At 70.2% G+C, this 19,744-nt stretch carries 21 protein-coding genes; 10 read left to right on the forward strand and 11 right to left on the reverse strand.

Annotated features, from left to right (window positions below; genetic code table 11):
- The first annotated feature begins 73 nt into the window (after positions 1 to 73).
- From AC068D_RS21480 to AC068D_RS21490, 3 genes are all read left to right on the forward strand, one after another.
- Positions 74 to 1,708: a S1C family serine protease gene (locus tag AC068D_RS21480; RefSeq protein ID WP_478824624.1), complete on the forward strand. Its 1,635-nt coding sequence runs from the start codon at positions 74 to 76 to the stop codon at positions 1,706 to 1,708.
- A gap of 127 nt (positions 1,709 to 1,835) precedes the next feature.
- Entirely contained in the window at positions 1,836 to 2,264 is a 429-nt protein-coding gene (locus tag AC068D_RS21485; protein WP_478824625.1) for a sec-independent translocase, read from the forward strand.
- A 127-nt stretch (positions 2,265 to 2,391) separates the two neighbouring features.
- A complete protein-coding gene (locus tag AC068D_RS21490; RefSeq protein ID WP_478824626.1) occupies positions 2,392 to 3,060 on the forward strand; it encodes a hypothetical protein in 669 nt (222 codons plus the stop codon).
- A 219-nt stretch (positions 3,061 to 3,279) separates the two neighbouring features.
- On the opposite strand, the gene AC068D_RS21495 is transcribed toward AC068D_RS21490, so the two are convergent.
- The 3 genes from AC068D_RS21495 to AC068D_RS21505 are packed head-to-tail and all read right to left on the reverse strand — an operon-like array spanning position 3,280 to position 6,308.
- The gene (locus AC068D_RS21495) at positions 3,280 to 4,413 is read right to left on the reverse strand and encodes an Mrp/NBP35 family ATP-binding protein (RefSeq protein WP_478824627.1); all 1,134 of its coding nucleotides are present in this window, start codon (positions 4,411 to 4,413) and stop codon (positions 3,280 to 3,282) included.
- A 43-nt stretch (positions 4,414 to 4,456) separates the two neighbouring features.
- Positions 4,457 to 5,035, reverse strand: a complete 579-nt coding sequence (locus AC068D_RS21500; RefSeq protein ID WP_478824628.1) for a DUF1003 domain-containing protein — start codon at positions 5,033 to 5,035, stop codon at positions 4,457 to 4,459.
- Positions 5,028 to 6,308 (reverse strand): magnesium transporter MgtE N-terminal domain-containing protein, encoded by a 1,281-nt coding sequence (locus AC068D_RS21505; protein WP_478824629.1) that lies wholly within the window; start codon positions 6,306 to 6,308, stop codon positions 5,028 to 5,030. Before AC068D_RS21505 ends, AC068D_RS21500 begins: the two co-directional genes overlap by 8 nt.
- Positions 6,309 to 6,493: 185 nt before the next feature.
- Between AC068D_RS21505 and AC068D_RS21510 the strand changes: the two genes are divergently transcribed.
- The gene (locus AC068D_RS21510; protein WP_478824630.1) at positions 6,494 to 7,273 is read left to right on the forward strand and encodes a hypothetical protein; all 780 of its coding nucleotides are present in this window, start codon (positions 6,494 to 6,496) and stop codon (positions 7,271 to 7,273) included.
- Between the two features lie 168 nt (positions 7,274 to 7,441).
- On the opposite strand, the gene AC068D_RS21515 is transcribed toward AC068D_RS21510, so the two are convergent.
- Together AC068D_RS21515 and AC068D_RS21520 are read right to left on the reverse strand one after the other, a co-directional pair.
- On the reverse strand, positions 7,442 to 7,957 hold the full coding sequence (locus AC068D_RS21515; protein WP_478824631.1) for a hypothetical protein: 516 nt from the start codon (positions 7,955 to 7,957) through the stop codon (positions 7,442 to 7,444).
- 12 nt (positions 7,958 to 7,969) lie between these two features.
- The gene (locus AC068D_RS21520; RefSeq protein WP_478824632.1) at positions 7,970 to 9,085 is read right to left on the reverse strand and encodes a magnesium and cobalt transport protein CorA; all 1,116 of its coding nucleotides are present in this window, start codon (positions 9,083 to 9,085) and stop codon (positions 7,970 to 7,972) included.
- 466 nt (positions 9,086 to 9,551) lie between these two features.
- Here AC068D_RS21520 and AC068D_RS21525 point away from each other — a divergent pair, with 466 nt between their 5' ends.
- The 4 genes from AC068D_RS21525 to AC068D_RS21540 all read left to right on the forward strand — a co-directional run bounded on the left by AC068D_RS21525 (position 9,552) and on the right by AC068D_RS21540 (position 12,821).
- Positions 9,552 to 10,136, forward strand: coding sequence for a suppressor of fused domain protein (locus AC068D_RS21525; protein ID WP_478824633.1), 585 nt, complete (start codon positions 9,552 to 9,554; stop codon positions 10,134 to 10,136).
- Positions 10,137 to 10,383: 247 nt separating this feature from the next.
- Positions 10,384 to 11,022, forward strand: a complete 639-nt coding sequence (locus tag AC068D_RS21530) for a DUF6758 family protein (RefSeq protein ID WP_478824634.1) — start codon at positions 10,384 to 10,386, stop codon at positions 11,020 to 11,022.
- Between the two features lie 94 nt (positions 11,023 to 11,116).
- The gene (locus AC068D_RS21535) at positions 11,117 to 12,082 is read left to right on the forward strand and encodes a PHP domain-containing protein (RefSeq protein ID WP_478824635.1); all 966 of its coding nucleotides are present in this window, start codon (positions 11,117 to 11,119) and stop codon (positions 12,080 to 12,082) included.
- 133 nt (positions 12,083 to 12,215) lie between these two features.
- Positions 12,216 to 12,821, forward strand: a complete 606-nt coding sequence (locus tag AC068D_RS21540) for a MarC family protein (RefSeq protein WP_478824636.1) — start codon at positions 12,216 to 12,218, stop codon at positions 12,819 to 12,821.
- A 112-nt stretch (positions 12,822 to 12,933) separates the two neighbouring features.
- On the opposite strand, the gene AC068D_RS21545 is transcribed toward AC068D_RS21540, so the two are convergent.
- A complete protein-coding gene (locus AC068D_RS21545) occupies positions 12,934 to 13,086 on the reverse strand; it encodes a hypothetical protein (RefSeq protein WP_478824637.1) in 153 nt (50 codons plus the stop codon).
- A gap of 140 nt (positions 13,087 to 13,226) precedes the next feature.
- Between AC068D_RS21545 and AC068D_RS21550 the strand changes: the two genes are divergently transcribed.
- On the forward strand, positions 13,227 to 14,126 hold the full coding sequence (locus tag AC068D_RS21550; RefSeq protein WP_478824638.1) for an NYN domain-containing protein: 900 nt from the start codon (positions 13,227 to 13,229) through the stop codon (positions 14,124 to 14,126).
- Positions 14,127 to 14,199: 73 nt separating this feature from the next.
- On the opposite strand, the gene AC068D_RS21555 is transcribed toward AC068D_RS21550, so the two are convergent.
- The gene (locus tag AC068D_RS21555) at positions 14,200 to 15,042 is read right to left on the reverse strand and encodes an alpha/beta fold hydrolase (RefSeq protein ID WP_478824639.1); all 843 of its coding nucleotides are present in this window, start codon (positions 15,040 to 15,042) and stop codon (positions 14,200 to 14,202) included.
- Positions 15,043 to 15,124: 82 nt separating this feature from the next.
- Positions 15,125 to 16,765: a DEAD/DEAH box helicase gene (locus AC068D_RS21560; protein WP_478824640.1), complete on the reverse strand. Its 1,641-nt coding sequence runs from the start codon at positions 16,763 to 16,765 to the stop codon at positions 15,125 to 15,127.
- A gap of 462 nt (positions 16,766 to 17,227) precedes the next feature.
- Between AC068D_RS21560 and AC068D_RS21565 the strand changes: the two genes are divergently transcribed.
- Positions 17,228 to 17,977, forward strand: coding sequence for a ferritin-like fold-containing protein (locus tag AC068D_RS21565; RefSeq protein WP_478824641.1), 750 nt, complete (start codon positions 17,228 to 17,230; stop codon positions 17,975 to 17,977).
- 42 nt (positions 17,978 to 18,019) lie between these two features.
- Here AC068D_RS21565 and AC068D_RS21570 read toward each other — a convergent pair whose 3' ends face one another.
- The 3 genes from AC068D_RS21570 to AC068D_RS21580 form a co-directional block, all read right to left on the reverse strand.
- A complete protein-coding gene (locus tag AC068D_RS21570; protein ID WP_478824642.1) occupies positions 18,020 to 18,289 on the reverse strand; it encodes a hypothetical protein in 270 nt (89 codons plus the stop codon).
- 303 nt (positions 18,290 to 18,592) lie between these two features.
- A complete protein-coding gene (locus AC068D_RS21575; protein ID WP_384237877.1) occupies positions 18,593 to 18,820 on the reverse strand; it encodes a DUF3107 domain-containing protein in 228 nt (75 codons plus the stop codon).
- 124 nt (positions 18,821 to 18,944) lie between these two features.
- Positions 18,945 to 19,586 carry a TetR/AcrR family transcriptional regulator gene (locus AC068D_RS21580; RefSeq protein WP_478824643.1) on the reverse strand — a complete coding sequence of 214 codons (642 nt, stop codon included), beginning with the start codon at positions 19,584 to 19,586 and terminating at the stop codon, positions 18,945 to 18,947.
- Between the last annotated feature and the right edge of the window lie 158 nt (positions 19,587 to 19,744).

Genomic DNA, 19,744 nt, shown 5'->3' on the forward strand with positions numbered 1-19,744 from the left:
TCCCAGGCCGAAGTGGTGGAGCCGACCGCGCCACACGTCCTCGGACACGTCCCCGGAGCACGGCGTTCTCGGCATGGCTCAGGCCCCCGCTGCCCTGCCCGCCGACGAGGGGCCGGCGACGCGCGTCGGCATCTCAGACGAGCAGTCCGAGTACACCCTCGCGGCACCGGCACCCGTCTCGACGGTTGCGACTGCGTCCGTCCCCGGGCCCGCCGCCGAACCGGCCCCCGCGTCCGAACCCGCACCGGGACCTGCCCCGGCATCCGATCAGGCATCCGTACCGGCCCTGGGTACCGGCGTACAGCCGCTCCATGAGCCCGACGAGTACCGGACGCCGCCCTACGGCGGCCCCGGGCCGTGGGCCCCCGCCCCGCCGGTGCAGCGGCCCATGGGGACTCCTGCGCACGGGACGCCCGTGCCGGCGCAGCCACCGGTGGGCCATGGATACTCCGCGCCCCATCCGACACCGGCCCCACCCGCTCCGGCACTGCCCGCCCCGCCCGCAACCGTGCCCGCCCAGTGGACCCACTACGACCCCTGGAGCGCCCCCGGAGCGACCGCCCTGAGCCGGCCGGGGGAGCCCGCGAAGAAGAAGTCCCGGCGGGGAACGGTCTTTACCGGAGCGCTGCTCTTCGCGCTGCTCGCCGGCGGAATCGGCGGCGGAGTCGGCGCGTATGTGGAGCGGCACGGTGGCCTCACCACGATCGAGCTGCCCCAGGCCGGTCCCGAGGACTCCGACCGCGCCCCCGGCAGCATCGCGGGCATTGCCGCCAGCGCCCTCCCCAGCGTCGTCACGCTGCATGTGAGCGGCAGCGGTGAGCAGGGCACCGGCACCGGCTTCGTCCTCGACGAACAGGGCCACATCCTCACCAACAACCATGTCGTCGACCCCGCCGGAAGCTCCGGGGACATCTCCGTCACCTTCAGCGGCGGGGAGACCGCCCGCGCCAAGCTGATCGGCAAGGACAGCGGCTACGACCTCGCCGTCGTCAAGGTCACCGGAGTCTCCGGGCTCAAGCCGCTGCCGCTCGGAAACTCCGACAACGTCCGCGTCGGTGACCCGGTCGTCGCCATCGGAGCCCCCTTCGACCTCCAGAACACCGTCACCGCCGGAATCATCAGCGCCAAGGAGCGCCCGATCACCGCGGGTGGCGAGAAGGGTGACGGCAGTGACATCAGCTACGTCGACGCCCTGCAGACCGACGCCCCGATAAACCCCGGAAACTCCGGCGGCCCCCTCGTCGACGCCAAGGCCAGGGTGATCGGCATCAACAGCGCCATCCGCGCCGCCGGCAGCGGCGCCGGTCCCGACGGAGGAGGGGGGCAGGCCGGTTCCATCGGGCTCGGCTTCGCCATCCCGATCAACCAGGGCAAGCGGGTCGCCGAGGAGCTCATCAACACCGGCAAGGCCACACACCCGGTCATCGGCGTCAGCCTCGACATGAAGTACACGGGCGACGGCGCCAGGATCGGCGAGAAGGGCAAGGGCGAGTCGCCCTCCGTCACCGCCGGCGGCCCGGCCGCCAAGGCCGGTATCCGCCCCGGCGACGTGATCACCAAGGTCGACGGCCAGCGGGTGCACAGCGGTGAGGAGCTGATCGTCAAGATCCGCGCCCACCGGCCCGGCGACCGGCTCGAGCTGACCGTGGTGCGGGGCGGTAAAGAGCAGACCAAGACGCTGACGCTCGGGTCGTCGAGCGGCACGTGACGGACACCCGAAGGTACCGCCCGGACAGATTGGCCGGGTACCGTGGAGCCGGTTCCACCCGGTCGGTCCGACACCACGGGACGACCCGGCAGCGGGCACGGAGAACACGAACACAAGGAGCAGCAAGGTGTTCAACGACATAGGCGCACTCGAGCTGGTCACGCTCGTGGTCCTCGCCGTGCTCGTTTTCGGCCCCGACAAGCTGCCCAAGGTCGTCCAGGACGTTTCGCGCTTCATCCGCAAGGTCCGCGAGTTCTCGGACAATGCGAAGCACGACATCCGCAGCGAACTGGGCCCGGAGTTCAAGGACTTCGAGTTCGAGGACCTGAATCCCAAGACGTTCGTCCGTAAGCAGCTCACCGAGAACCAGGATCTCAAGGAGATCCGCAACGGTTTCGATCTGCGGAAGGACCTGGACGAGGTCGCGGACGCGGTCAACGGCAAGGAGCCCGGCACTTCCGCATCGGCCGTTGTCGGGGGAACCGCGGACCTGCTCAAGAAGCGCGAAACCGTCGACAAGGGCGAGCGTCCACCCTTCGACGCAGACGCCACCTGAGCCACCCGAGTGGCATCAATCCCTACGAGCCGGTGCGAGGTGGCTATCCTCCATCTGTCCGGAAGCGAGGACGCCCGCGGGGGGCGGGCCGCTCCGGACCTTGGTGATCGAGGAGGCGGCCGGATAGATGGAGACGACGAGTCGGGTAGGGGCGGCGCAGAGCGCGCCCAGCACATCCGCTACCGAGGAGGTGCCCGCGGCCCGGCGTACGGTCGACGGCTATCTGCGCGCACCGTTCCCCTGGTACGGACTGGACGAGGCCTTCACCGGGCCGCGCTGGCTGATGCAGGTCGGCGCCACCGCTGACGGCACGGTGCAGCACGGCTCCATGGGGCACGGTGACGAGCCGTCGATAAAGTCCGACGCCTCGGGCGCCGAGAAGGAACGCTTCGCGGTGGTCGTGACGATCGCTGCGAGCCCCGTGCAGCACAGTGCCGACGGTACGGGCGTCCTGGAGGCCACGACGGCGTCCTCGGCGGCCTGGCTGGCCGGTTCGGGTCTGCTGGCGTACACCTGGCCCGCGCAGCTGGACCATGCGCTGCGGGACGACTGGCTGAACCAGCAGACCGAGACCGCGTTCGAGCTGGCGGACGACCTGGCCGGTCCCGCGTGGTCCGAACTTTCGCTGCCGGTGGACGGGGTGCCCATGCCGTTCCACTATCGCGAATCGGAGTTCGGCTGGGTGCTGGCCGGGTCGGCGGGGGGCAGCGGCGTCCACATCGGGGCGTACGGGCGCGGGATGAGCGCATACGGGCTGGGCTTCTCGAGGGTGCAGGACCTGGCGGCGTACACGTAGTTCCAGGGCCCGCCGCAGCTCAGCCCACGGCTCCTCGCCGGCGGCGGCCGGGTCGAGCCGTACGGTCGCGTCCTGTCCGGGCGGCCGGACCCCACTGCGGCGCGAGGATGCGCGAGGACGGACCGCGACGGCGATCTGCAACGACGAAGGGGCACCGCTCACCATGAGCGGTGCCCCTTCGTCGCAGGGCGGGGCGCGGCGACCGCCGCGCTGCCCGGATCAGAACTTGTTGCGCGGAGTGATGCCTAGCGACATGCCCGAGAGGCCGCGCTGACGGCCGCCGAGCTTGCCCGCGATCGCACGGAGCGCCGAACCCGCCGGGGACTCGGGGTCCGTCAGCACGACCGGCTTCCCCTCGTCGCCGCCTTCGCGCAGCCTGACGTCGATCGGGATCTGACCCAGCACCGGCACAGTGGCGCCGGTCGTCCTCGTCAGACCGTCGGCCACCACCTGGCCACCACCGGTACCGAAGACGTCGACCATCTCGTCGCAGTGCGGGCAGGGAAGGCCCGACATGTTCTCGACGACGCCGACGATCTTCTGATGGGTCTGCACGGCGATGGAACCGGCTCGCTCCGCGACCTCGGCCGCGGCCTGCTGCGGGGTGGTGACGACCAGGATCTCCGCGTTGGGCACCAGCTGGGCCACGGAGATCGCGATGTCGCCGGTGCCCGGGGGCAGGTCGAGCAGCAGGACGTCGAGATCACCCCAGTAGACGTCCGCGAGGAACTGCTGCAGAGCGCGGTGCAGCATCGGGCCGCGCCACACCACCGGTGCGTTGCCCGGGGTGAACATGCCGATCGAGATGACCTTCACACCGTTCGCCGACGGAGGCATGATCATGTTCTCGACCTGGGTGGGCCGACCGTCGGCGCCCAGCATGCGCGGCACACTGTGCCCGTAGATGTCCGCGTCGACGACACCGACCTTCAGCCCGTCGGCAGCCATCGCCGCCGCCAGGTTCACGGTCACGGAGGACTTGCCGACACCGCCCTTGCCGGACGCCACCGCGTAGACCCGGGTCAGGGAGCCGGGCTTGGCGAAGGGCACCTCTCGCTCGGCGGTCGTGCCCCGGAGCGAGGCCGCGAGTTCGCGCCGCTGCTCGTCGCTCATCACGTCCAGCGACACATCGACTCGGGTGACGCCCTCGACGCGGGAGACGGCGTCGGTGACCCGCTGGGTGATGGTGTCGCGCATCGGACAGCCGGAGACGGTGAGATAGACCGTGACGGCAACCGCGCCGTCGTCCCCGATCTCCACCGATTTGACCATGCCGAGGTCTGTGATCGGCTTGTTGATCTCCGGGTCGTTCACCGTCGCCAGTGCTTCGCGCACCGCGTCTTCCGTAACCATACGGACGATGGTACGGCGCCCGGTCCTGCCCAGGGGGCCCCTGTCAGCGGTCGCCTTCGTCACGTCCGCGTCGGGCTTCGGGCGGGAATACCCGGTCCCGCTCCGACATCTCCCTGAGCAGGTCCTCGAACTCCGAGCGGATCCAGTCGCGGGTCGCCACCTCGCCGAGACCCATCCGCAGCGCGGCGATCTCCCGGGTCAGATACTCGGTGTCGGCGATGGACCGCTCGTTCTGCGCCCGGTCCTGCTCCAGGTTGACGCGGTCCCGGTCGTCCTGGCGGTTCTGTGCGAGCAGGATCAGCGGAGCCGCGTACGACGCCTGGAGCGAGAGTGCGAGCGTCAGGAAGATGAACGGGTACTCGTCGAAGCGCAGCCCGGGCGGCGCGAAGATGTTCCACAGGACCCAGACGATGATCGTCAGGGTCATCCAGACGATGAAGCGCCCCGTTCCCAGGAAGCGGGCGATCTTCTCGGAGAGCCGTCCGAAGGCCTCGGGGTCGTACTCCGGCAGCACCTTGCGCCGAGGGGCGCGCGGGAGGTCGAGACGGACCCGCGGGCGCTGGCCCCCCGGCCGCTCCCGGTCCCTGCCCTCGCCTCGTTCGGTCAGCCCGTACTCACTCATCGGAGGCCCCCGTCACCGCAGCGGTCCCGTCGAACTCGGCCTCGCGCCAGTCCTCCGGCAGCAGATGGTCGAGTACGTCGTCCACGGTCACCGCCCCCAGAAGCGATCCGCTCGCGTCCACGACCGGTGCGGCGACCATGTTGTACGCGGCCAGATAGCTGGTGATCGCGGGCAGCTGGGTGTCCGGGGCAAGCGGCGGCAGGTCGGTTTCGACGATCGAGCTGACCAGCGTGAACGGCGGATCCCGCAGCAGCCGCTGGAAGTGCACCGTGCCCAGGTACTTGCCCGTCGGTGTCTCGTCGGGGGCCCGGCACACGTACACCTGCGCCGCGAGCGCGGGGGAGAGGTCCTGCTGGCGCACCCGGGCCAGGGCGTCGGCCACCGTCGCATCCGGGCGCAGCACGATCGGCTCGGTCGTCATCAGGCCCCCGGCCGTACGCTCCTCGTACGACATCAGGCGCCGCACGTCGGCGGCGTCATCGGGGCGCATCAGCATGAGCAGCCGTTCCTTGTCCTCCTCCGGCAGCTCCGAGAGCAGATCGGCCGCGTCGTCCGGGTCCATCGCCTCCAGGACGTCCGCAGCCCGCTCCTCCTTGAGTTTCCCGAGGATCTCCACCTGCTCGTCCTCGGGCAGCTCCTCCAGCACATCGGCGAGACGGTCGTCGTCGAGAGCCGCGGCCACCTCGGCACGCCGCTTGGGGGAGAGATGGTGCAGGGCGTTGGCGACGTCCGCCGGCCGCAGCCGTTCGAAGGTGGCGACCAGACTCTCCGCGCCCTGCCCGTGCTCCTCCAGTGAGAAGCCGGTGACGGCGGACCAGTCGACGGTCAGCGCCTCACCCTTCCGCCGCAGGGCCCCGCCCTTGCCTCTGCGGACGAAGACCTTGTCGATCTCCCAGTCGCGGCGGGCGGGAAGCTGCTGGATGGCGACGTCCAGGACGGTGACCTCCTCGTCGGACCCGACGAGGCGGACCCGCCGGTCGAGCAGTTCGCCGAGCACGAGGCGCTCGGTCGGTCGCTGCTCGAAGCGCCGCATGTTGACGACACCGGTGGTGATCACCTGGCCGGACTCGACGCCGGTGACGCGGGTCATGGGGAGGAAGATCCGGCGGCGGCCGTGCACCTCCACGACGATGCCGAGCAGCCGGGGCGGACGCCCGCCCACCCGAAGCATGGCGACGAGGTCCCGTACCCGCCCCACCTGGTCGCCGTTGGGGTCGAAGACCGGGACTCCAGCGAGGTGCGAGACAAAGATCCGAGGGGCGCCTGCCGCCATGCTCCGTGGGCCTCCTACGTGCCGGTAATTATTCGTAAATGCCGCTTTTCAACGGCTTCAGGCTAGCCCGTGCAGGTCCATGCTGCCCCCGAGATCCGTCCGTACGGCTCCCCTCTCGACGGCGAGGTGACCACAGGTACGCTGCCCTCTTGCCACCCCCCACCTGTACGAGAGGCAGTGCGCACGTGACCGCTCTCACCCCGGCCGCCGCAGCCCGGGCCCGCCGGGCCGCACTCCCCGTCGCGCTCTGCGTGGGGCTGGCCGCCGCTCTCACGGGCTGCAGCGAGGACCCGGACGCGGGGACGAACGGGGTGGGCAGGCTGGAGGCGACCGCGATCGAGGCGAAGGCCAGATCGGCGGCGAACGGGGCCGCGGCGGTACGGCTCGCCGGGACACTGGTCTCCAAGGGCGGCACGTACAAGCTGAACATGCGGCTCAAGAAGAGCGGCGGGATCGGCTCGGTCGTCACGAAGAACTCCACCTTCGAGCTGCTGCGGGTCGAGGACGCGCTCTATCTGAAGGCGGACGCCGGCTTCTGGAGCCATGCGGACTCCAAGGGCGACGGCGGCTCGGAGCCGTCGGGCAAGGACGACAAGTCCGCCGCGGACAAGCTCGACGACATGTACGTCAAGGTCCCGGAGGACGATCCTTCGTACAAGCAGCTGCGCGGCTTCACCGAGATGGACGTGCTGCTGGACGGCCTGCTCGGACTGCACGGGAAGCGCAGCAAGGGCGACCGGGACAAGGTCGGGGGCGTCCGCACCATCAAGGTGCTCGGCAGCGACGGCAGCGGCGGCACGCTCGACGTGTCCCTGGAGGAGACGCCCTATCCGCTGCGGTTCGCGCGCGCCGGAGGCGCGGGAGTGCTGACGCTCGCCGAATGGAACAAGGACTTCGACCTGACGCCCCCGACGAAGGAGGAGACGGTCGACTACGGCCGCCAGCTGCCGCGCACGAGCGACTGATGTCCGGTCGGCCCTGGCCCGGGTGACCTGCGGCGGCCCTCCTCCGCAAGCCCTTGCACCCCGCGCCCCCTATCCCCGCAGGCGGCGGTCACGGGGCTGCCCGGCCGACCGTGCGTTCCGGCGGTGCAGGGTGTGGGGTGCCCGGGGCTCCGGTGTCCGATCGCCGGGTCAGTGCGGGCGCCTGCGGCCGCGGCGCAGCAGCAGGCGGGGCAGTGCCGCCGGGATCGGGCGGCGCGTCGTGGCCGGCGTGGGCAGCGGGGTGCTCGCCAGAGAGCCATCGGGGTGCTCGGTCGTCGACTCGCGCGGCTCGAGGCACAGCACCCGGCACTCACGTGCCCACCGTTCCGTCATCCGCTCGCCGTCCGGCGCGTTCAGCCGCTTGCCCTTCAGCTCGGCGACCGCGGCCTCCCATGCGTCCGTGCCCGGGGCCAGTTCCCTCACCCCGGCCGTCCACGACACCACCCGGCCGCCCTTGTCCTTGCTGCGTACGGTCACCTCGGCGGTGGAACCGTCCGCCAGCCCGGGCAGCGGCTGCTCGCCCGGCCCGTCGCCCACGACATACGCCGCGCCTTCGTGCCACACGTGCCACAGTGCCCGGGCCGGTTCGGTTCCCCGAACCCAGATGAGACCGGACTTCTTGGTGGCTTCCTCGACAAGGGCCTGGCCGAGCAGAGCGTCGTTCATGCCCGCAGCCTATTAGAGCCAGCCGTTGCGCTTCAGCGTGCGGTGAATGGTGAGACAGATCCCGACGATGCCGACGAGCACCATCGGGTACCCGTACCTCCAGTGCAGCTCGGGCATGTGGTCGAAGTTCATTCCGTAGATGCCGCAGACCGCGGTCGGCACGGCGATGATCGCGGCCCAGGACGTGATCTTGCGCATGTCCTCGTTCTGCGCGACCGTCGCCTGCGCGAGATTCGCCTGGAGGATCGAGTTCAGCAGCTCGTCGAAGCCGATGACCTGCTCCTGCACCCGCGCCAGGTGGTCGGCGACGTCGCGGAAGTACTTCTGGATGTCCGGGTCCACCAGCCGCATGGGCCGCTCGCTCAGCAGCTGCATGGGCCGCAGCAGCGGTGTCACCGCCCGCTTGAACTCCAGTACCTCGCGCTTGAGCTGGTAGATCCGACCGGTGTCCGTACCGCGGCTGCTGCCCTTCGAGGGTGCCGAGAAGACATCGATCTCGATCTCGTCGATGTCGACCTGGACGGCGTCCGCGACCGCGATGTAGCCGTCCACGACATGGTCCGCGATGGCGTGCAGCACCGCCGACGGACCCTTGGCGAGCAGCTCCGGGTCGTCCTGCAGCCGGTGCCGGAGATTGCGCAGCGAGCCCTGACCGCCGTGCCGCACGGTGATGACGAAGTCGGGCCCGGTGAAGCACATCACCTCGCCGGTCTCGACGACCTCGCTGGTCGCCGTGAGCTCGGCGTGCTCGACGTAGTGAATGGTCTTGAACACCGTGAACAGGGTGTCGTCGTACCGCTCGAGCTTGGGACGCTGATGGGCGTGGACGGCGTCCTCCACGGCCAGCGGGTGGAGTCCGAACTCCGCGGCGATCCCGGAGAACTCCTCCTCCGTGGGCTCGTGCAGCCCGATCCATGCGAAGCCGCCCCCCTCGCGCACCCGCAGCATCGCCTCGTGCGGCGTGAGGCACGGCTCGTCCAGCACACGCTTGCCGTCGCGGTAGACGGCGCAGTCGACGACCGCGCTGGAGGCGGAGGGGTCGCGGGTGGTGTCGTAGGTGCTGTACGGGCCGCTGCTCTTGCGCAGCGTGGGACGGACCGCTTCGCGCAGGTCACGGATCATCGACATGGCAGGCTCCTTCACGGAGAGGCCGCCGGTGCGGGGCGTGGCGCAGCCCGGAATGAGGACGTTGTCTCCACACGTCCGCAAAGCGGGCGGCACCGCGGGACGCGGTGACGGCGTTCGCTACAGACAGTCAGGCAAGGGCGATGTGCTCTTCCGTCGTGCGCGGTGCCATGAAACGGTGCGGGAGGCCCTTGGGGTCGGACAGGCCGGAGGGTCTGTCAGACGGTGTGGGGTCGCGCGGAAGAGCGGTTAGTACTGCACGGTCGACTTCGATCCACCGCAGCCCCACCTCCTCCGGCCGGTCCCCCGTGGGGGATGACGTGTCATCGGGTCCCGGGAGTCACTCCCACAGTCACCGCCGGGAGTTGTTCCCGTCTGCGTGCTGCCCCGATCAGGCGGCCAAGCCTATCAGCCGACTGAGGGTCAATCCCTTTCTTTGCCCGTTCCTGATGCGATCTATGCTCGCAGGATGGGAGAAGTTCTTGCTCTGGTCGAGGCCCGGCTGCTCAGCGCACTGGGGGAACCGGACGCGCGCGCCGCGGTGACCTTTCTCGGTACGGACCGGATGGAGGTTCTCCGTTTCCTCGACGGGGACATCGTCCGGTACGCCACGCTGGGCATGTCCGCCCAGCCCATGAACGATCCGACCGATGCGCTCGCCGACCCGGTGAAGGGGCCCCGCGCGGAGCTCCTCCTCTCGGTGCGGGCCGGGCTCGCCGACACCGACAAGGTGCTGCGTCCGCTCGCCGTTTTCGCATCGTCGCCGCAGGTGGAGGGGCTGGTCGTGGCGCCGGGCAATTCCATGGACACCGGTGAACCGCTGTGGCCGCAGGCACCGTTCTCCTCGGTCCTGGTCGCCGAGCCCGGCGGTCTGGTCGAGGACCTCGAACTGGACGAGCCCATGGATCCGGTGCGCTTTCTGCCGCTGCTGCCGATGACGGCGAACGAGGCCGCGTGGAAGCGGGTGCACGGCGCCGCGGAGCTCCAGGCGCGGTGGCTGAAGCACGGCACCGACCTCCGGGACCCCCTGCGCCGGTCCGTGCCCCTGACGTGATGTCAGACGCTGTGAAGTGACTTATCTCATGCCCGAGTTGAGTGCCCCAGGCATCTTGCACGGGACCGGTTCGGCGAAGCCCGTGGACGGCGTCCCGGTCATGGTGGACGGGCCTCCGTCCGTACGGTGACCGGCCCAATAAATGCATGGAACATCCATTCGGCCCTGGTGAAGCCGGGTGAAACCGCCGTACCGGACGGGTGATCGTCCTTGACGCGACGCCGAGCGGGTAGGACCGTTGAGCGCTATGAGGGGCGAACCCAGTTGCCCGAAGTGCGGTGGCCGGGTCAGGGCGCCCGGTCTCTTCGCCGACACGTGGCAGTGCGATGTACACGGTTCCGTGCACCCACTGCAGCCGGTGATCCCGCCAAGCGTCGAAGCCCTGAGCGTGGTCGTGGCCCGTGCGAAGGTCCCGGTGTGGATGCCCTGGCCGCTTCCGGTCGGCTGGCTCTTCACCGGCGTCGCGTACGCGGGGGACGACCGCAGCGGTGGCCGTGCGACCGCGGTCGCCTGCTCGGGACCGGGACTGCTGGGCGGAGTGGGGGAGTTGCTGCTGGTCGCCGAGGAGCTCGGCGTCGGACTCGGAGCACGCTTCGCCGGGATCGACGGACCCGACCCCGGTCCGCACATGACCGTGGACAAGCCCCCGCAGGCCAAGGTGCTCGCCGCCGGCCGGCCGACACCGCTGTGGCACGTCGACGACGCACCAGAGGACCGCGCGGTCTTCGCCGGCGAGGCGCGGGGGCTGTGGCTGTGGGCCATCGTCTGGCCCGAGTCGACGGGCCTGCTGATGTACGACGAGCTGATACTCACTGATCTGCGGGACGCGGGTTCGGAGGTGGACCTGCTGCCCTGCGGTGCGCTGTCGCCGCGGCTGCTGTCGTGACGGCCTTGGGGGGACGCGGTGGTCCGGGGAATGTTCGATTCCCCGTTACGATGAAACGTCCCCCTGTCCACCCCGAGCTCTGGAGTCACGCGTCGTGCGCATCGATCTGCACACTCACTCCACGGCTTCGGACGGTACGGACACCCCGGCCGAACTGGTCCGCAATGCCGCAGCCGCGGGCCTCGACGTCGTCGCACTGACCGACCACGACACCGTCGGCGGTCACGCCGAGGCGATCGAGGCGGTCGCCGCGCTCCCCGCACCGCTGACCCTGGTCACCGGTGCCGAACTGTCCTGCCGTCTCGGCGGTGTGAGCCTGCACATGCTGGCGTACCTCTTCGACCCCGAGGAACCCGAGCTTGCGCGCGAGCGTGAGCTCGTCCGGGACGACCGGGTGCCACGCGCCCAGGGCATGGTCGCCAAGTTGCAGGAGTTGGGGGTGCCGGTCACCTGGGAACAGGTGGCCCGGATCGCGGGTGTCCCGGACGACGCGGCCGAGGCGGCCGGGTCGCGCGGGACGTCGGAAGCGGCGCCTGGGCCCGGCCGGGGAAGCAGCGGAGCGTCGGGCGGGGTGGCCGTCGGACGTCCGCATGTCGCCTCCGCGCTCGTCGAGCTCGGTGTGGTCCCGGATGTCTCCGCAGCCTTCACCCCCGACTGGCTGGCGAACGGCGGCCGCGCGTACGTCGAGAAGCACGAGCTCGACCCCTTCGACGCGATCCGTCTGGTCAAGGCGGCCGGCGGTGTCACGGTCTTCGCGCACCCGCTCGCGGTCAAGCGCGGCGAGGTCGTGCCCGAGGACGCGATCGCCCGGCTGGCCGCGGCGGGCCTCGACGGCATAGAGGTCGATCACATGGACCACGACGAGCCGGCCCGTGCCCGGTTGCGCGGACTCGCCGCCGACCTCGGCCTCCTGGCCACCGGGTCCAGCGACTACCACGGAAGCCGCAAGACCTGCCGGCTCGGTGACTTCACGACCGACCCGGAGATCTACGGCGAGATCACGCGCCGTGCAACCGGCGCGTTCCCGGTCCCCGGCACGGGTGGAGCGCCCCGACGCTGACCCGGGTCTCCCCGGAGCGGCCCACCGGGCCCGACCGTCCGTCCGGCCACGCCTGGCGTCCTTGCGCCGCCGTGCCCGTCCAGCACTTTCGCTCTTTCCCTTCACACCCCGCTACCACCTGCAAGGCTCCCCTGTGTTCGACGTCGCCGTCTTCGGCTCCCTCTTCCTCACCCTCTTTGTGATCATGGATCCCCCGGGGATCACTCCGATCTTCCTCGCCCTCACCTCCGGCCGCCCCGCCAAGGTCCAGCGCCGGATGGCCTGGCAGGCCGTCGCGGTCGCCTTCGGCGTCATCACCGTCTTCGGCATCCTGGGCCAGCAGATCCTGGCGTACCTCCATGTCTCCGTTCCCGCCCTGATGATCGCGGGCGGTCTCCTTCTGCTGCTGATCGCGCTTGATCTGCTGACCGGCAAGACCGACGAGCCCCAGCAGACCAAGGACGTCAATGTGGCCCTCGTACCGCTCGGCATGCCACTGCTGGCGGGTCCGGGTGCGATCGTCTCGGTGATCCTCGCTGTGCAGCACGCCAGAGGGGCCGGGGAGCAGATCTCGGTGTGGGCGGCGATCGTCGCCATGCACGTCGTCCTGTGGCTGACGATGCGCTACTCACTGCTGATCATCCGCCTCATCAAGGACGGCGGTGTGGTCCTGGTGACCAGGCTCGCGGGCATGATGCTCTCGGCCATCGCCGTGCAGCAGATCATCAACGGTGTCACCCAGGTGATCCAGAGCTCCTGACCCCTGCCGGCTCGAGACCGACAGCACGTCGCCGGCTCGAGACCGACAGCACGTCGCCCCCGTACGTTCCTTCCGTACGGGGGCGACGCGCTGCAGGGCTGCTGTCAGGGGGTTACGAGGCCGGCGCCATGGTCGGGCGGATGTAAATACGCTGGCCGACCGCTGCGGCCTGCAGCACCATCCGGTTGACGGAGGCGGCGTCCACAACGGTGCTGTCCACGGCCGTGCCGTCCGCATCGTCGAGTCGCATGATCTCGAAGCGCATAAAGGGCTTCTCCCTTCTGTCCGTCTCTGTTCCATCCCTTCCAACGGGATGTAGAGGGCAAACATTCCCTACGCTAAGGAAAATTTTTGGATGGCTAACTACTGGCGAGTGTCGCCGGGCCTGCCCACAATGAGGTCCATATGAGAGACGACGATGAGCTCATCCGCATCAGCGCCCGCCTGGAGCGCACCAACGAGCTGCTCCAGCGCATGCTCGCCGAGGTCGCGAAGACCCCGTCCACGCATGCCATCTTCGTCGACGCCGGTTACGTCTATGCTGCGGCCGGGTTGCTTGTGGCGGGAACCGAGGACCGGCGCTCCTTCGACCTCGACGCCGAAGGGCTCATCGAGGCCTTGATCGACAAGGCCCGCACGATCTTCGCTGACAGCCGTCTGCTGCGCGTCTACTGGTACGACGGCGCCAGACGCCGTATTCACACGGCCGAACAGCAGGCCATAGCCGAGCTTCCCGACGTCAAGGTCCGGCTGGGCAACCTCAACGCCAACAACCAGCAGAAGGGTGTGGACTCCCTCATCCGCACCGACCTGGAGTCACTCGCCCGGCACCGGTCGATCAGCGACGCGGCACTCATCGGCGGGGACGAGGACCTCGTCTCCGCCGTCGAGGCCGCCCAGGGGTACGGCGCTCGTGTCCACCTCTGGGGCATCGAGGCGGCCGAGGGCCGCAACCAGGCGGAGCCGCTGCTCTGGGAGGTCGACAGCCAGCGCACCTTCGACCTCGACTTCTGCCGCCCGTACGTGACCCGGCGGCCCGTCACCACCTATGAGGACGACACCCCGCCGCCGTCCCGCGAGGACGTCCGTTTCGTCGGCGCACAGATCGCGGCGACCTGGCTCGCCGAACGCGGCAGGGCGACCATGGCGGAGCTGCTTCCCGGACACCCCTATCTGCCCGGCCCGGTGGACCAGGATCTGCTCATAGAGGCGGAGAAGCTGCTCCAGCACTCGCTGCGCGGCTATGCACACCTCCGGCGCGCCCTGCGCGACGGCTTCTGGCAGCACCTCCAGGGCCAGTACTGACGGCGTTGGCGCAACGACCCGCGTCCCGGGCACGGCAGGGAGCCGAGAACCGGCGCCCCGCCTCTCGGGTGAGTCAGTACCTGCTCCAGAACCCGGCCAGCGCAGCAGCCGTCTCCGCCGGCCGGTCGGTGTTGGGTGAATGCTCGGCCCCCTCGATGACCGAACGATGTGCCCCGAGCCGTACCGCCATCTCGTCGAGCAGCGGAACCGGCCAGGTGTCATCGCGCACGCCGGACAGCACATGCTTGGGCAGCGGCGCGGCGGAGAGTTCAGCGACACGGTCCTGCTCCACCGTCAGCTGACGGCCGGTGGCAAGGAGCTGGGCCGGGTTGTGACGCATCCAGCGGCGCCGCAGGTCTTCCCGGCCGCCGTTCGCCTCGACCTCCTCCGGGGGGTCCATCGCACGCATCGCATCCCAGATCTCGGCCATGCTCATGACGCCGAGCGCATTGCTCAGCAGCTCGACCTTGCTGCGCTGCCCGGAGGTGATCCGGGCCGGCCCCGACGAGATGAGGGTCAGCGTGATGAAAGGCTCCTCGTCCAGGAGCACGGCCGCCCGGGCGATCTGCCCGCCGAGCGAGTGACCGACCAGATGGACCGGGCCGCCGACCGCCTCGGCCTGCGCGAGCACATCCAGAGCCAGCTCGCTCTGTGCGTAGGCATCCTGTGATTCGGGGCCTTCGCTCTCGTACTGGCCGCGGCCGTCGACGGCGACGCACCGGTACCCCTCGGTCGCCAGCGGCTCCAGCATGGCGATGAAGTCCTCTTTGCTCCCCGTATAGCCCGGCAGGAGCATCGCCGTGCCCTTGACCGGCTCGGCCGGCTCGGCATCCAGCACGGCGAACGCTCCGCGCGAGGTCTCGAGCATCCGGGAACGGGCGCAGGCGGGGGGCACGAAGGTGGGCGGCCGACTCATGCGAGGAGGTTACCGATGACGAGGCGAGGGCCCGTACCCCAGGGGTACGGGCCCTCGTCGCTCGGGTGAGCCGGTGACCGGCTCAGGCCTCCGGCTGCGTCACGGCCTTCGCACGCGTGCGCCGGCGGCGCGGCTTCGCGGGCTCCTCCGCGACGGCCTCGGCCGGAGCGGCAGTCAGGGGCGCGGCCTCGGCCTGGACGGCCACAGCGGCGGTCTTGGCGACGGAACGCGTGCGCCGGCGGCGCGGCTTCGCGGGCTCCTCCGCGACGGCCTCGACAACCTCGACGGCCTCGATGGTGGCGGTCGCCGCGGCGGCACCCGTACGGGTGCGCCGACGGCGGCGCGGGGCTTCGGACGCCTCCCCGGTGGCGTCGGAGCCGACGGGCTCCGTGGCCTCCACCGGCGTGGCCGCCTCGTCCAGGGCGGTGCCGCCCCGCGTGCGGCGCCGCTGACGCGGCGTACGCGTACGGGCCGGACGCTCCGCACTCTCGGTGGCCTTGGTGCGCCCCGCGGAGCGCGACCCGCGGCCGCCCGTCTCACCGAGGTCCTCGAGCTCCTCCGCCTCGAGACCGGCGCGGGTGCGCTCGGCGCGGGGGAGGACGCCCTTGGTGCCGGCGGGGATGCCCAGTTCCTCGAAGAGGTGCTCGGACGTGGAGTACGTCTCGACCGGGTCGTTGAAGTCGAGGTCCAGCGCCTTGTTGATCAGCTGCCAGCGCGGGATGTCGTCCCAGTCGACCAGCGTGACGGCCGTGCCGGACGCACCCGCGCGGCCGGTACGGCCCACGCGGTGGAGGTAGGTCTTCTCGTCCTCCGGCGTCTGGTAGTTGATCACGTGCGTGACGCCCTCGACGTCGATGCCGCGAGCGGCGACGTCGGTGCACACCAGGACGTCGACCTTGCCGTTGCGGAACGCACGGAGCGCCTGCTCGCGCGCACCCTGGCCCAGGTCGCCGTGGACGGCGCCGGACGCGAAGCCACGCCGGGCGAGCTGCTCCGCGATGTCCGCGGCCGTCCGCTTCGTACGGCAGAAGATCATCGCAAGGCCGCGGCCCTCGGCCTGCAGCATGCGTGCGACCATCTCCGGCTTGTCCATGGAGTGGGCGCGGTAGACGCGCTGTGTGATGTTCGCGACCGTCGCGCCCTCGTCGTCCGGCGCGGTCGCGCGGATATGCGTGGGCTGCGACATGTAGCGGCGGGCGAGGCCGATGACCGCGCCCGGCATGGTCGCCGAGAACAGCATGGTCTGGCGCTTGGCCGGCAGCAGCTGGATGATCTTCTCGACGTCGGGCAGGAAGCCGAGGTCGAGCATCTCGTCGGCCTCGTCGAGGACGAGCGCCCTCACGTGCGACAGGTTCAGCTTCTTCTGGCCGGCCAGGTCGAGAAGGCGCCCGGGCGTGCCGACGACGACGTCGACGCCCTTCTTCAGGGCCTCGACCTGCGGTTCGTACGCACGGCCGCCGTAGATCGCGAGAACGCGGACGTTCCGCACCTTGCCGGCGGTCAGCAGGTCGTTGGTGACCTGCTGGCACAGCTCGCGGGTGGGGACGACCACGAGTGCCTGCGGAGTGTCGGTCAGCTGCTCGGGCTTCGCCCGGCCCGCCTCGACGTCCACGGGAACCGTGACGCGCTCGAGAAGCGGAAGGCCGAAACCGAGGGTCTTGCCCGTGCCGGTCTTGGCCTGTCCGATGACGTCCGTGCCGGAAAGCGCGACGGGGAGGGTCATCTCCTGGATGGGGAAGGGGGACGTGATGCCGACGGCCTCCAGGGCCTCGGCGGTCTCGGGAAGAATCCCGAGCTCTCGGAAAGTCTTGGGCTGCGTAGTCAGGGTGTTGCCTCTTCTGTGAGACGCGGCGCGAGGCGAACGCTGGGGGTCCTACCGCACCTGGGGTACTGGTGGCCGGCCGTGGATTGGCCGGAAGGCGCGGGACCACTGCCGTCGCTCGAGCGCTCGTGCCGCTGAGGGCCCCTCGTGTGGCGAAGTGCGCACAGAGGGCTGTCGGGTCGGAGCCGATCGGGCCACCGACCGGGCATCCTCATTCATTTGGCCCGCCGAAATATTTGGCAGGCTCAATACCACTGTACCCCGGAATCGCGCATGTGTGTTGGGCGAATTCCCAGGAGGCATGTCGTGGCAGGTGCTGACCAGGCCCTTCGGCGGCCCCGGCGGCGGGCTATTGTGCGCTGCATGGAGACGCCTGACAACGCCACCGCTGCGGTGACCGACACCAACGAAGAACTGACCGGGATCGCCGCCCAGGACTGGGCCGCGGCCTCCGCCGACCCCCAGTACCGCGCCGCGGTCGTGGACCTGCTGGGCGCGCTCGCGTACGGCGAACTGGCGGCCTTCGAGCGGCTCGCCGAGGACGCGAAGCTGGCGCCGACACTGGCGGACAAGGCGGAGCTGGCGAAGATGGCCTCCGCCGAGTTCCACCACTTCGAGCAGCTGCGGGACCGGCTGGCCGCGATCGAGGCGGAGCCGACCGCTGCCATGGAACCGTTCGCCGCCGCACTCGACGAGTTCCATCGCCAGACGGCACCGTCGGACTGGCTGGAGGGCCTGGTCAAGGCATACGTCGGCGACTCGATCGCCAGTGACTTCTACCGTGAGGTCGCGGTACGGCTGGATTCGGACACCCGCAAGCTGGTGCTGTCCGTGCTCGACGACACCGGGCACGGCAATTTCGCGGTCGAGAAGGTGCGCGCCGCCATCGAGGCGGACCCGCGGGTCGGCGGCCGGCTCGCGCTGTGGGCGCGCAGGCTGATGGGCGAGGCGCTGTCGCAGGCGCAGCGGGTCGTCGCGGAGCGGGATGCGCTGTCGACGATGCTGGTGGGCGGGGTCGCGGACGGGTTCGACCTGGCTGCGGTCGGCGAGATGTTCACCCGTATCACCAAGGCGCACACCAAGCGGATGGCGGCGCTGGGACTGGCGGCCTGATTCAGGCCCTCCGGCGAAGCCGGGCGTTGCCCGGGGCCCGCGTCAGGCGGCGGCTGATCGCCGCAGCCGGCGGGCCGCCGGGCGGATCAGCAGCGAAAGCGTCACGGCCCCGACGAGCAGGGCACCCAGCAGCGTCCCGAGAAGATGGCCGGGCCCGAGCGCCGAGTGCGTCAGATAGGCCCCGAAAAGGGCACCGAGCATCCCCGTCGTGTACACCGTACGGGGCGCCGGAAGCCGGTCGGAGAACCGTCGTACGGCCGCCCAGGAGAGAACGATTCCGAGCAGGGCGGAGCCGAGAGCTTCCAGGATCACCACGGATCACCTCACGTGCGCGCCGGCCGGGCAAATCGGGTCGTAGCCCGTCCTACCCGAACCCACCACGGCGCAACCCTCCCCGCAACTCGGCGACCGGGAGCCAGGCCGTGCCCTCCGGCACAGTGAGTCCTGATGCAGGCGGGAGAGGTCGGGCACGAGGCCGGACGAACGGAGAGGTCGCGACGGGCGCGGGGCGGGAGAGCCCGGATACGCGAAGTCCCGGAGAGGTCCGGAGAAGTCCCGGATACGTGAAGGGCCCGGCGGTCGATCCCGCCGGGCCCTTCACGTATGGCTGGGGTCCTAGAGCGCGCCGAACCCGACGCGCCGCGTGGCCGGCTCGCCGATTTCGACGTATGCGACCCGGTCGGCCGGTACGAGCACCTTGCGACCCTTGTCGTCCGTCAGGCTGAGCAGCTGCGCCTTGCCGGCGAGCGCGTCCGCGACGGCCTGCTCGACCTCCTCGGCGGTCTGGCCGCTCTCCAGAACGATCTCCCGGGGCGCGTGCTGCACGCCGATCTTGACCTCCACGGCTATGTCCCTCCGAACGGTCAGCGATGCGCGGTCAGCCGCGCCGTACGCTGCACACATTAGCCCGGTGAGGGGATGCCGCACGGCTCGGCCGCGCACGCCCGCAGCGAACACGCGCCGCGCCTCAGGGGCTCTCGGCCCCGAGCAGCGGGAATCCCGCGATACCCCGCCAGGCCAGCGACGTCAGCAGCTGCACCGCCGTCTCACGCGGAATGGCCGACTCGCTCGAGAGCCAGTACCGCGCCACCACCTGGGAGACCCCGCCCAGCCCCACGGCCAGCAGCATGGATTCCTCTTTGGACAGCGCGGTGTCCTCGGCGATGACGTCCGAAATCGCCTCCGCGCACTGCAGCGACACCCGCTCCACGCGCTCGCGCACCGCCGGCTCGTTCGTCAGATCGGACTCGAAGACCAGACGGAACGCGCCGCCCTCGTCCTCCACGTACGCGAAGTACGCGTCCATCGTCGCCGCGACGCGCTGCTTGTTGTCCGTCGTCGACGCCAGCGCACCGCGCACGGCCTGCAGCAATGACTCGCAGTGCTGGTCCAGCAGTGCGAGGTAGAGCTCGAGCTTCCCCGGGAAGTGCTGGTACAGCACCGGCTTGCTGACGCCTGCCCGCTCCGCGATGTCGTCCATCGCCGCCGAGTGATAGCCCTGGGCGACGAACACTTCCTGTGCTGCGCCCAGCAGCTGGTTGCGTCGGGCACGGCGTGGCAGGCGGGTCCCTCTCGGGCGCGCCGCCTCTGTCTGCTCGATGGCTGTCACGCCGCCTCCCACGTTCGATGTCACATGCACAGTGTCCCGTGCCGCGGTCCGTGCGCCGCGTCCGCCATCGTACTTTTGGGTAACCATGGTGTGCGCGGTGCGAGCGCAGAATTTCACGTACCGGACGCCCGCGGTAGCCGAAGGCCCATGTAAACCGA

The organism is Streptomyces sp. NPDC043861 (genome assembly GCF_056435905.1).